General features: G+C 71.6%; 8 protein-coding genes. 4 read left to right on the top strand and 4 right to left on the bottom strand.

Going from position 1 to position 12,345, the window contains the following annotated elements; all coding sequences use genetic code 11:
- Window positions 1-6 precede the first annotated feature (6 nt).
- From ACIQAC_RS25530 to ACIQAC_RS25520, 3 genes are all read left to right on the top strand, one after another.
- Window positions 7-3,336 carry a right-handed parallel beta-helix repeat-containing protein gene (locus tag ACIQAC_RS25530; protein WP_402194446.1) on the top strand — a complete coding sequence of 1,110 codons (3,330 nt, stop codon included), beginning with the start codon at window positions 7-9 and terminating at the stop codon, window positions 3,334-3,336.
- 205 nt (window positions 3,337-3,541) lie between these two features.
- Window positions 3,542-4,402: a hypothetical protein gene (locus ACIQAC_RS25525; protein WP_402194444.1), complete on the top strand. Its 861-nt coding sequence runs from the start codon at window positions 3,542-3,544 to the stop codon at window positions 4,400-4,402.
- Between the two features lie 231 nt (window positions 4,403-4,633).
- On the top strand, window positions 4,634-5,362 hold the full coding sequence (locus tag ACIQAC_RS25520) for a hypothetical protein (RefSeq protein ID WP_402194442.1): 729 nt from the start codon (window positions 4,634-4,636) through the stop codon (window positions 5,360-5,362).
- A 4-nt stretch (window positions 5,363-5,366) separates the two neighbouring features.
- On the opposite strand, the gene ACIQAC_RS25515 is transcribed toward ACIQAC_RS25520, so the two are convergent.
- The 3 genes from ACIQAC_RS25515 to ACIQAC_RS25505 form a co-directional block, all read right to left on the bottom strand.
- On the bottom strand, window positions 5,367-7,088 hold the full coding sequence (locus ACIQAC_RS25515; RefSeq protein WP_402194440.1) for a CocE/NonD family hydrolase: 1,722 nt from the start codon (window positions 7,086-7,088) through the stop codon (window positions 5,367-5,369).
- 130 nt (window positions 7,089-7,218) lie between these two features.
- Window positions 7,219-8,517, bottom strand: coding sequence for an MFS transporter (locus ACIQAC_RS25510; RefSeq protein WP_402194438.1), 1,299 nt, complete (start codon window positions 8,515-8,517; stop codon window positions 7,219-7,221).
- Between the two features lie 339 nt (window positions 8,518-8,856).
- The gene (locus tag ACIQAC_RS25505; RefSeq protein ID WP_402194436.1) at window positions 8,857-9,870 is read right to left on the bottom strand and encodes a M28 family peptidase; all 1,014 of its coding nucleotides are present in this window, start codon (window positions 9,868-9,870) and stop codon (window positions 8,857-8,859) included.
- A gap of 597 nt (window positions 9,871-10,467) precedes the next feature.
- Between ACIQAC_RS25505 and ACIQAC_RS25500 the strand changes: the two genes are divergently transcribed.
- Entirely contained in the window at window positions 10,468-11,151 is a 684-nt protein-coding gene (locus tag ACIQAC_RS25500; RefSeq protein WP_402194434.1) for a TetR/AcrR family transcriptional regulator, read from the top strand.
- An 80-nt stretch (window positions 11,152-11,231) separates the two neighbouring features.
- Here the strand turns inward: ACIQAC_RS25500 and paaE are convergent, their stop codons facing one another.
- Window positions 11,232-12,335: a 1,2-phenylacetyl-CoA epoxidase subunit PaaE gene (gene paaE, locus ACIQAC_RS25495; protein ID WP_402194493.1), complete on the bottom strand. Its 1,104-nt coding sequence runs from the start codon at window positions 12,333-12,335 to the stop codon at window positions 11,232-11,234.
- Window positions 12,336-12,345: the final 10 nt, after the last annotated feature.

Below are 12,345 nucleotides of genomic sequence, written 5' to 3'. Positions count from 1 at the left end.
CGGCCCGTGGCACGCCAGTTTCTGACCGTTGGCCAGGACGGCGCGGGCGAGTTCCGGACGATCGGAGAGGCACTGAGCCGGGCACATGCCGGAGCGGTGATCAGCATCCAGCCCGGGAGTTACGCCGAGGCGCTGACCGTTCGCACCCGGGTGACACTCGTCGCCGAGGGCCCCCGCGGCTCGGTGCGCGTCGAACCGGTGCGGGGCAGCGCCGTCACGCTCGCCGCGGACGCCGTGATGCTCACCGACCTGGTACTGCGGGCGGGTGAGAGTGACCTGCCGGTGGTGGACGCGGTCCGCGGCCAAGTGGCCCTGGACGGCTGCGAGGTGATCGGCGCCGGCTGGACGGCCGTACTGAGCCGGGGCAACGGATCACTGGCCATGCGCAACTGCCGGGTCACCAACCCGGTGGGCGCCGGCATCGTCGAGACCGCCACCACGGGCAGCATCGTCGAGGACTGTCTGATCGAGCACCTGGGCACGTCGGCCGTGGTGATCGGCGAGCAGGGCCGGGCCACCGTGCGCGGCTGCACCATGCGCGACGCACGGGGCAACGGGCTGCTGGCCAACGGCAGTTCACGCGGTTCGGTGGAGGAGTGCGAGATCTCCTCGACGGACAAGCCGGCGATCGCCCTCGAAGGCGCCACGACGGTGACGGTGGCCAGGACCGAGGTGCACGGCGGGGCCGTCGGCGCCTATCTCGCCTCCACGGCACGGGTGTCACTGACGGACGTACGGGTCAGCAAGACCACCGGACACGGATTTGTGGTCGCCAACGGGAGTGATCCACAGCTGCGCGCGTGCGGCACCGCCCGCACCGGCGGCAGCGGGCTGATCGTCACCGAGCGGTCGCGCGGCACCTACACCGACTGCGAGTTCACGGGCGCCGCCCAGGCCGGCATCCATGTGGACGAGTCGAGCGCGCCCACCCTGACCGGGGCGCGGGTCGCCGACTGCGACGGCATCGGGATCCAGCTGGTCAACGAGTCGTCCGCCGAGTTCGACCGGCTGACCGTCACCGACAACGGCGGCATGGGTGTGTCCATACGCACCGGTGCCAACCCGCTGCTGCGCCGCGCACTGATCACAGGCAGCCGCGGCCCCGGCATCCAGGTCGCCGAGGACGGCCGGGGCCGGGTGGAGGACTGCACCGTCGAGTCCGCCGCGGGGCATGGGCTGCGCACCGAGGGACACGGCAATCCGCAGGTCGGCAACTCGGTGATCCGGGGCGCGGGCAAGTCGGGTGTGTCGGTGGGCCCGCGCGGCCTCGGCCAGGTCCGGGACTGCGAGGTGTCCGGCTCGGCGGAGAGCGGGGTGAGTGTCGAGGACGGCGGCGAGGTGTCGCTGGTACGGCTGCGGATCAACGGCTCGGGCAAGCACGGTGTGCTGATCGCGGGCGGCGGCCGGGCCACCCTCAGTGGCTGCGAGGCCACGGAGAACGGCGGCGACGGCATCCGTATCGACAGCGCCGAGCAGGTCGCGCTGACCGGCTGCGCCACCCGCGGCAACAGGGGCGCCGGACTCAGGGCGGGCAGGCCGGGCCCGCGGCTGTCCGTCGCCGAGCTGATCAGCGCCGACAACCACGCCCCGGACGCCTGGCCCGGCGCCGACCCCGCCGCGCAGACCACCGCCCCCGGAGCCACCGGCGACGGCGCGCCCGCCGAACCGCAGGGCCCGTTCGCCGAACTCGACTCCCTGGTGGGCCTGGCCGGCGTCAAGCACCAGGTCAACACCCTGGTCAACCTCGGCCGGCTGGCCCAGCGCCGGGCCCAGCTCGGTATCCCCGCCCCGCCGATGAGCCGCCACCTCGTCTTCGCCGGCCCGCCCGGCACCGGCAAGACCACCGTGGCCCGGCTCTACGGCAGCATCCTCGCCGACCTCGGGATGCTCTCCTCCGGGCACATCGTCGAGGTGTCCCGCTCCGACCTGGTCGCCCAGGTCATCGGCGGTACGGCGATCAAGACCACCGAGGTCTTCGAACGGGCCCTGGGCGGTGTGCTGTTCGTCGACGAGGCGTACACCCTGCTGTCGGACAGCAAGGGTTCCGGCGCCGACTTCGGCCGGGAGGCGATCGACACCCTGGTGAAGCTGGTGGAGGACTACCGCGACGAGGTCGTGGTGATCGTGGCCGGTTACTCCAAGGAGATGCAGGACTTCCTGGCCGCGAACCCGGGCCTCGCCTCCCGGTTCACCCGGACCATCGAGTTCACCAACTACTCGGTGGACGAACTGGTCACCATCACCGAGAACATGTGCGCCTCGCACAGCTATGTCCTCGACCCGCTGGCCGTGCAGGCGCTGCATCTGCACTTCGACCGGATGCAGCGGGACGCCACGTTCGGCAACGGCCGGGCCGCGCGGCGGGTGTTCGAGGAGATGGTGGACCGGCAGTCGTTCCGCCTCGCGTCGGTGCCCGACGCGACCGAGGCCGATCTGCTGCTGATCCTGCCGGAGGACGTGGGTGAGGCGGAGGCCGCCGAGGTGCGCGGCGGCGGTGCCCCGACGCCCGGCGACTCGGACGTACTGGCCCGGCTGAACGGCATGATCGGGCTGGGTGCGGTCAAGCGCGAGGTGCGCGGCATCCTGGATCTGCTGACCACCACCCAGCAGCGGCAGGCGGTCGGCCTGCCCACCCCCAAGGTCAGTCACCATCTGGTGTTCTCGGGCCCGCCCGGCACCGGCAAGACCACCGTGGCCCGGCTCTACTCCGATCTGCTGCGCTCCTTCGGCATCCTCCAGCGCGGCCAGCTCGTCGAGGTGGCCAGGGCCGACCTGGTGGGCCGGTACATCGGTCACACGGCCCAGCTGACCACCGAGGCCTTCGAGCGGGCCTCGGGCGGTGTGCTGTTCATCGACGAGGCGTACACCCTCACACCGGAGAACTCACCGCAGGACTTCGGCCGGGAGGCCGTCGACACCCTGCTGAAGCTGATGGAGGACCACCGCGACGAGACCGTGGTGATCGTCGCGGGCTATCCCGCGGAGATGAGCCGCTTCCTGGACTCCAACCCGGGTCTGGCCTCGCGCTTCACCCGCCATGTCGCCTTCGAGGACTACTCCACGGACGAACTCGTCGAGATCATCGGGGAGATGACCTCGGGCGCGGGTTACAAGTGCGCGCCGGCCACCCTGGAGACACTGCACACCTACCTGGACGGCATTCCCCGCACCCGCTCGTTCGGCAACGCCCGGCTGGCCCGTCAGCTGGTCGAGTCGATGATGACCCGGCAGGCGGGCCGGCTCGGCAGTGTGGCCAGTCCCGACCTGGAGGCGCTCACCCTGCTGCTCCCGCAGGACCTGCCGCACACCGCGGAGGCGGCACGACAGGTCTCATAGGTCCGCTCGACCGCCGTGTCCCGCTCAACCGCCTTGTCCCGCAACCCGGTTCACGCCGGGGTCCGGACGGGCAGGGCCGGTTCCCTTTCGCGCGGACCCGGTAGTGGGTTCTTCCTGGTCGTGGGACATGTCTGTCACCTTCGACGGAGCCGGGGCATCGGGTGCCGGGCTCCCGGACCGCCACGCTCCCAGGAGATGATGCGCGATGAACGTGACCAACGTGCCCCCGGACACCGAGGTGCGCTCGGTGTCCCTCCCGCGTACGCCCCCGCGGCTGCCCGAACTGCGGGTGCAGCCCGCGCCGCACACGGTGGCCCGGCTGGTCTCGCGGGGCGGCGGGGGTGTGGCCCGGGACCGGATGCGGCTGTGGAGTCACTACGGCAGGCGCTACCGCACGGCCATGGCACACATGGCGAACGCGCTCGCGCAGGACGACCCGGCACCCGGCGGCGGCCGGCTCGACGACCGGGTGGCGGCCCGCGCCGACCTCGCGGCCCTGCACCTGTATCTGGCCGAGGAGTGGGCCTGGGTGGAACCGGCGCTGCTCGACGGAGACATGGGTGGCCATCTGCCCCTCGCCCGCTGTGCCGGGGCGGCGTTGCGCAGGCTGCCGCCCTACCGCGGTGCCGCGATCGTACGCACTGATGTGCCGGACAACGTGCTGACATGGTTCCGCGGCAACCAGGTCGTCCGCGACCAGGGTTTCTGGAGCGCGTCGGTGTCGACGGCGGCACTGGGTTCGGGTGGACCGGCTTTTCTGGTCTGGTCGTTGACCGGGCGGCGTACGGGTGCGGTGGACCCGTACACACCTGACCGGCTGGTGTTCCTGCCCGGCACCCGGTTCAAGGTGCTGGAGGTGCGAGGGGGCCGACGGCCGGTGGTGGTGCTGCGGGAGATGTTCCCGCAGGAGTCGGGTGCCGCCGGTGCGGCGGACCCGCACGGCGGGTGGCTGGACCGGACCACACTGGCGGAGCTGGGACAGTCAACCGACGTTCCCACCACGCTGGTTCCGACCGAGTTCATGGGTCCGCGGGCCCGGCCTCCTGGGTTGGTCCTGGGCAGGTAGGCCGTCCGCCGGAGGTCAACCGGCGCCTACCACAACACCTACCCGCCTGACTCCCGCATCGGCCCCCTGATGTCAGTATGGGCAACTGTTCCGTACTATCGGGTCAACAGGCACACAGCAGTGACTGCTGTGGCCCTCCCACACCAGGTCGAAACGCAGGCTGGTTTGGTTCCGCACAGGCTGTGGGCTCGCCCCTCATGGGGCATGAGCCCCGGGAAGGTCGTGAGCTCAATGTCCGAATCCACCGCCGGAGTCACCGGGGTCACATCGCAGTACGCCACCAAGGTCGCCGAGGACCTGGAACACAACCTCAAGGAGCAGCAGCGCATCAGCGTCGACATCGCCGCGCTCCAGGAGCAGTTGACCGCGCTCCAGGAGGACCATGTCGTCCTCACCAGCCTTCAGGGTGCCCTCGGGATCGCGCCGGTTCCCACCGCCGCCGAGCCCGTCACCGAGCCGGCTGCGGTGGTGCCCGCGCCGCGCAAGAGGACCGAGAAGGCCGCCGCGAAGCCCAAGGCCAAGGAGACCGCGGCCACCAAGTCGGCCAAGGCCACCAAGCCCAAGGACACCGTGGCCGCCAAGGCCAGGGTGACCACGCCGGCCAAGGCCAAGGACGCGGCACCCGCGAAGGCCAAGGAGACGGCGCCGACCAAGAGCACCCGCAAGCCGGCGGCCAAGAAGAGCCCGGCGGCCCCGGCGGCCGGTCAGCCCACGCTCGTCACCCTGATCCGCGAGCACCTGGCCGCCCAGAAGGAGCCGCGGTCGGCGGCCGAGGTGACCTCCACCCTGACCGAGCAGCACCCGGACCGGTCCATCAAGACGACCGTGGTGCGCACCACGCTCGAAGGCCTGGTGGCCCGCAGCCAGGCGCGGCGCTCCAAGCAGGGCTCGTCGGTCTACTACACGAGCCCCGACGCCTCGGACGCCACCCCGGCCGAGGAAGCCAAGCCCTCCGCCTGACCGTTCAGCGGTCACCCCGTACGGCGAGGGTGACTCCCTCGGTAGCTCCTTCAGGTGAATCCAGTGCCGAGTCCTCCACCACGGGGAGGGTGAGGCGCGAGGTGGCGACGCCGATGCGGTGGCCGACGGGGGCGGGGACACCTGGTGTGTCCGTGCCCGTACCGCGGTCGTATCGGGGGTGGGCGCCGCCGCTGAAGTCCAGCCTGATCCGGTGGCCCGCGGCGAACCGGTGGGCGCACGCGCCCAGTTCGAGGCGGATCGTGGTGGCCTCCACCGGTGCCGGACTCAGTCGCTCGAACCGTTCGGTGACGACATGGGACCGGCCGCGGCCGTCCACGTCACAGAGCCGGACGAACACATCCGCGTGTGGGGTGTCCACGGTCAGCTCGAACTCCACGTGGGGTGTGCCGATCACATCAACCGGTTCGGTCAGTGCCGCTCCGGTGAAGGCCAGGGTGTCCGCGCGCTGTTCGAGACTGCGGACGTCGGCCGGGCCCGCCTTGGGAGACATGTGCCGGCCGCCGAGTGACGGGGTGGGATCCGCCGGATCGTGGCGGAAGCCGACCTCACCCTCGTCCGGGTCCTGGCCCAGGCCGCCGTCCGCCCGCAGCCACAGGGTGTGCCCGGTCGCGGCGGGAGGCCAACTGGGCAGCGAGAGCCAGGTGTTGGCCCCCGTGTGGAAGATCTCCACGGGGGCGGTCACTCCGGCCGTCCCGCCCGGTCCGGCCGCCGTCCCGCCGGCGGACGTGTCCTCCGTACCCATGTGCAGGTCGAGCCACCTGAGCACCTGTGCGTCGATGACCCGGGTCGCCTTCGCGGCGGTGTCCATGTGTGTCCATGGCCCGACGGTCAGCGCGACCGACGGGTTGTGCCGGCGCAGCACCTCGTACTGGTGGAGGGTCTGGTCGAGGAAGACGTCGTGCCAGCCGCCGAAGAGCAGCACGGGCACGTCGACCCGCTCCAGCGCCTGTTCCGCCCGGTAGTCGGCCCAGTAGGGGTCGTCCCCGTGCGGGTGGTCGAGCCACTCGCGGAACCAGGGCGCCGAGCCGCCCAGGGCGACCGTGGCCGCCGCGGCGGCGGTGGGCTCGGACCAGGCCGCGGCCAGCCTGCCGCGCGCCGCGAGCATGGCCCGCAGTCCGCGGACGCCGCCCAGGCCCTGGGCCTCGACGTTGGCGCTCCAGGTGAGGAAGTCGGCGAGGGCGAGCGCCCCGGTGCCGTTGATCGCCTGCTGGAAGTCGTGCGGGCCCACCACCACGGCCGCCGCGCGGAGTTCGGGCGGGGGGTCCTGGAGCAGGGCCCACTGGGCCCAGCCGAGGTACGACCCGCCGAAGGTCGCGAGGCGGCCGTCGAACCAGTCCCGTGTCCGCAGCCACGCCACCGTGTCCTGGGCGTCGTCGGCCTCCTGGACGATCGGCCGGAACGTCCCGGTCGAGCCGGCCGTGCCGCGGACGCTCTGGAGGACCACGTGGTAGCCGCGGGCGGCGAACGCCCTGCCGTACAGCGAGTGCGGCAGACCGCGGCCGTAGACCGAGCGGATCAGTACCGTGCCCCGGGGATCCCGCTCGGGGATGTAGTGGTCCGTGAGCAGCACGGCGTCGTCACGGGTGGGCACTCGCAGGTCCTTGTGCACGCTGTAGCGCGTGCGGGCCGGGGGCAGGCCCAGCACCCTCCCCTGGAGGACTCCCAGCGTCCGGGCGAGCCGGCCCGCCGGTCGGGGTGCCGACATGACGTTCTCCTCTCGTATGTGGAGATACTATCTCCGCTTTCATGTCATGGGAAGCCCCGGCAGCCTTTCGCGACTCCGCCCGGCATTTCGGCGGACACGCTGGTGCGGGCGTCGGCGCGGCCCGCGGAGGTCAGCCCGGTCTGCGGGTGACCAGCCACACCGAGGCGAGGCTGATCAGTGTGACGCCGACCAGATAGAGCGTGATGGGTGTGGTGCTCGACCAGCTCGCGTAGAGGGCGGTGGCGACGGTCGGGGCGATACCGCCGCCCAGGATGGACCCCACCTGGTAGCCCAAGGAGGCGCCGCTGTACCGGACTTCGGCCTTGAAGAGCCCGGAGAAGAGTTCGGCGATCGGCCCGTAGACGATCCCCATGAACACCGCGGTGACCAGGAGGGCGATCAGGATCAGCGCCGGTTCGGCGGTGTCGATGACCGGGAACAGCAGTGCCGCGCAGGCCACCAGGCCGATGGAGCCGGTCATCAGCACCCGGCGCCGGCCGTGCCGGTCGGCGAGCGCGGACGCCCAGGGGATGACCGCGAGCCAGACGGTGGAGGCGACGAGGGTGAAGGTGAGGACGAGGTTCCTGCTCAGACCGAGCACCGCGGTCGTGTACGACAGCAGGTAGGCCATGAAGATGTAGCCGAGTGCGTTGATGCCGATGAAGGCACCCGCGGACAGGGCCACCTCGCGCCAGTTGTCGCGCAGCACCTCGACGAGCGGCATCCGCCGGTCCGCCCCGGCCTGCTTGACCTCCTTGAACTCCGGGCTCTCGTCGACGGTCAGCCGGATCACCAGACCGGCGATCACCATCACGGCGCTCGCGAGGAACGGCACCCGCCAGCCCCACGACAGGAACGCCTCACTGCTGAGGTTGGTGGTGAGTCCGAGGAAGACCAGGTTGGCGAGAATGAGGCCGCCCGGCACACCCATCTGCGGGAAGCTGCCGTAGAAGGCCTTCTTGCGTTCCGGGGCGTGTTCGACGGCCATCAGCACCGCCCCGCCCCATTCGCCGCCGACGCCTATGCCCTGGATGAAGCGCAGGGTGACCAGCAGGACCGGCGCCCACACACCCACCGTGTCGTAGGTGGGCAGCAGACCGATTCCCACGGTGGCGAGACCCATCGTGAGCAGGGAGACGACCAGCATGGACTTGCGGCCGACCCGGTCGCCGAAGTGACCCATGACGATGCCGCCGACCGGCCGGGCGAAGAAGCCCACCGAGTACGTGGCGAACGCGGCCATGGTTCCCGCGACCGAGGAGACCGACGGGAAGAACAGCGGGCCGAACACGATGGCCGCGGCCAGGCCGTAGATGAAGTAGTCGTACCACTCGACGGCGGTTCCGATGAAGCTGGCCGTCGCCACCCGCAGGGGGCGGACCCGGGGCGGCGCGACCGCCGCTTCGGACAGGTTTTTCTCGATGGTCACGTTGTCTCCTGACAGGGTGAGCGGTGCCCCAGGAGCCGTACAGCCGGGCTTGGGGAGTCGGAGCAGCCGAGGAGCGGACACCGGGAGAGCCGGCGGCGCCGGACGGGCCGGCGGCGCCGGGAGGTGTGGCGCCGGGAGGCCGGCGCGGTGATGAGCGGAGGGCGGAGGCACGGTGGCGCCGGGGCCCTCCCGCCGGCTGGACGACCGGTTGACCGCCCTCCACGCTCCCGACCGAACGATTGGTCGTTTCGTGTTCGGTAAGTAAAGGCAGCCCTGCAACCGGTGTCAAGAAGTTGGGCCGGGTCAGGTCGGGCCGGGTCAGGTCAGGTCAGGTCGGCGCTATGCCCGGGCGGCGGGCCAGTTCACCGCGGCGACGGCGGTCGCCGCCGCCACGGCCGCGAGACGCCGGAAGTCGAGGGTGTCCACGACGTCGGTGGGCTGGTGATAGTGCGGGTTACGGAAGTTGGCGGTGTCCGTAACCATCAGCGCGGGGATGCGGTGGTTCCAGAAGGGCGCGTGGTCACTGCGGCCGAGATGGTTGACCGGCGGGACCGCCAGGCCGATGAGCATGCCGAGCGGGCCGTCGGGCCTCGGGTCGCGCAGCAGGATGCTCGGCAGGGCGGCCGAGGTCGCCGCGGCGGCCCGCTGCCAGATCCCGGCGGCGGCCGCGGAGGAGCGCCGGTGGACGACGAGGGTGAAGTCCCCGCGGAAGTCGTTGGCCCTGGTCGCCGCGGCCGCGTCGGGGAAGGCCCGCGCGAAGCCCGCGGGGAGCCGCTGGGTGCCCGGCTCGTCCAGGAAGTAGCCGACGGACTCCAGGCAGAGCATCCCGGAGACCCGTCCGGCGGCGGCGAGTTGGCGCGCGGCATGACGGGCGCCGATGAGACCCAGCTCCTCCATGTCGAACAGCGCGAGCGTCACGGCGGGCGGTACGGGCAGGCGGGCGAGCAGCCGCGCGGCCTCCAGCACCACGGCCACGCCGGAGGCGTTGTCGTCGGCGCCGGGGCTGCCGCTGACGCTGTCCAGGTGGGCGCCGACGAGCACGGTGGTGGTGTGGTCGGCGCCGGGCAGGGACGCGAGGAGGTTGGCGCCCCGGAGCCTGCGGTGCAGCCGGAGCTTGAGGGCGAGGGCGCGGTGGCCCTGCTCGTCGGTGGCGCCGAGCTGCCGGCGCAGGTCGAAGGGCTGCCGCTCCACCTGCCAGCCGGCGGCGGCCAGTTCACCGGAGACGTAGGACTCGGCGCGGTCCATGGCGGCGGGCGCCCGGAGCCGGCTGCGTGGCCCGTCGCTCAGGAACTCGACGTCCCGCCGCAGCCGTGCCGCGGTCACGTCGGATTCGAACGCGCTCACATCGGTCATGCCGTCAGTCACCGTTACTCCGAGACCAGGAAACCCCGCTATGTTGAGATGGTAGCTCCATTTCGACGGCACCACCGGCCCGGGCATATACATGGCAGCCAAAATCAACGGTGTTCGGCCGTTATGCCAATAGTCGTCCCACCCGGCGCCGCGGCGAGGCCACCCGCGGCGATCTGCGGGGTCGGCCGGCGACAGCCGTACCGCACACGCGGGCTGACGGGCCGTCGGCAGCCTCTACCGACGGGAATTCCCCGCCCTCGGCAATTCCGCAAGAGCGGAAACACAGCCCACGTATCGCGGTCACCCATTCCGGGCACATATCGAAAGGGTGCGGAATATCCCCGACGCCGACCAGAAGATTTCCGACCGCCCGCCCACGGATTCCCACCAACCCGAGAGCAGCGTGCCGAATTCTCCATTCCGGCACCCGGGTCCGAGGCCACCCGTCGGACACGGAGACCCCCCGGTGACGGCACAGCGGCGGCACAACAGCCGCACAGGGCACGGACAGTGCCCCCGCGTCGACCTCGGCGAGCGGCCCGCCGCCCGCGCCGCACCCGGGTCCGCACAGCGAATCGGCGGGGTTACCATGAGGACATGACTGATACTTCCCGGGGAACGTCCGCGAAGGACGAAGGGCGGCCCCTGAGGCGGGATGCCGCGCTCAACCGGGAAAGAATTCTCCAGGCGGCCCACGAAATCTTCGGCCGGCGCGGTCTGGGCGTCACGCTCGACGATGTGGCCCGGCACGCCGGAGTCGGCGTCGGCACCGTCTATCGGCGTTTTCCCACCAAGGAAGCGCTCGTGCGCGCCCTGTTCGAGGAGGACCTCAAGAGGCGCCAGGAGGTCGCGGAAAAGGCCCTGTCCAACCCCGATCCCTGGGAGGGCTTCGTCGAGTTCCTCGTCTCGATGACGGGCGACCTCGCCGAGAACCGCGGCCTGCACGAGGTGATCATGATGGGCAGCCACAGCTCCGAGCCCATCGAGCGGGCCCGTGGCGGGCTGCGCCCCTTCCTCGGTGAACTGGTGCGCCGGGCACAGGAGAGCGGGCAACTGCGCCCGGAGGTGACCCCCTCCGACTTCCCGGTCATCGCGCACATGCTGAGCGCCGCCACGCAGTTCACCCAGGGCGAGCGGCCGGACATCTGGCGCCGCTACATCGAGATCCTGCTGAACGGGCTCAGACAGCGCCCCGAGGACCCCCCTCTGTCGACCCCGAGCCTGACCGACGACACGGTGGAGCAGGTCATGGGGTTCCGGAGGCCACCGGCGGCGGAGTGACAGCACGGAAGGGCCGGGGGGAGCGGCACACCGCCGCTCCCCCCCGGCCCTTCCGTCACCCGGGGTCGCCGCCGACGGCCTCAGGCGTCGTAGTCCACCGTCAGCTTCTCCGACACGGGGTATGTCTGGCAGGTCAGCACGTAACCGGCGTCGACCTCGGCCGGTTCGAGCGCGTAGTTGCGGCGCATGTCCCCCTCGCCGACGGTGATCCGGGCGCGGCACGTGCCGCACACCCCGCCCTTGCAGGCGAACGGCAGGTCGGAGCGGACCCGGGACGCCGCGTCGAGCAGGGTGGTGTCGCGGGGCAGCCCGTCGGTGGTGGAGCGGCCGTCGAGGGTGACGGTGACCTCGCTGACCGGGCCGGTGGCCGTCTTCTCGGCCCGGCGCGGCACCGGCGGCGCGGGCTCGTCGTCGGCGAAGAACAGCTCCTGGTGGATCCGTTCGCGCGGCACGTCGAGCCGGCCGAGGACCTCGCGGGCGTCGCGCACCATGCCGTGCGGCCCGCACAGCCACCAGTGGTCGGCGTTCGGGACGTCGATCAGGGCCTCGACGAGCGCGGCGAGCCGTCCGTCGTCGAGGCGGCCCGAGAGCAGTTCGGCCTCGCGCGGCTCCCGCGACAGCACATGGGCCACCTGGAACCGCGTACGGAACTCGTCCTTCAGATCGGCGAGTTCGTCGGCGAACATCACGGTGTCGGTGCGGCGGTTGCCGTAGAAGAGGGTGACCGTGGAGCGGTCGTCGGCGGCCAGGACGGACTCGGCGATGGACATCATCGGGGTGATGCCGGAGCCGGCCGCGATCAGGACGTGGTGGCCGGGGACGGTGAGGTCGGGGGTGAAGGCGCCCGTCGGGACCATCACGTCGACGGTGTCGCCGGGCCGCACGTCGTGCACCAGCCAGGCCGAGAAGAGGCCGCCGGGGACCTCACGGACACCGATGCGGGGCGCGCTGCCGGCGGGCGAGCAGATCGAGTACGAGCGTCGCTCGTCGCGCCCTTCGACCTCACGGCGCAGGGTGAGCGACTGGCCGGGGCTGAAGGCGAACTCCTCCGCCAGGGCGTCGGGGATCTCGAAAGTGACGGCGGCCGCGTCCTCGCAGAGACGCTCCACCGCCGCGACGCGCAACAGGTGGAACGCCGGGCGGCGGCGCCGAGGCGTCGCGGGGGCACCGGCGGCCGGTGCCATCACCTCTGCC

This window comes from Streptomyces sp. NPDC088387, assembly GCF_044753385.1.
Classification (GTDB): domain Bacteria; phylum Actinomycetota; class Actinomycetes; order Streptomycetales; family Streptomycetaceae; genus Streptomyces.
Note: the sequence above shows the minus strand (reverse complement) of the source record. Positions and strands in the feature narration are given on the sequence as shown.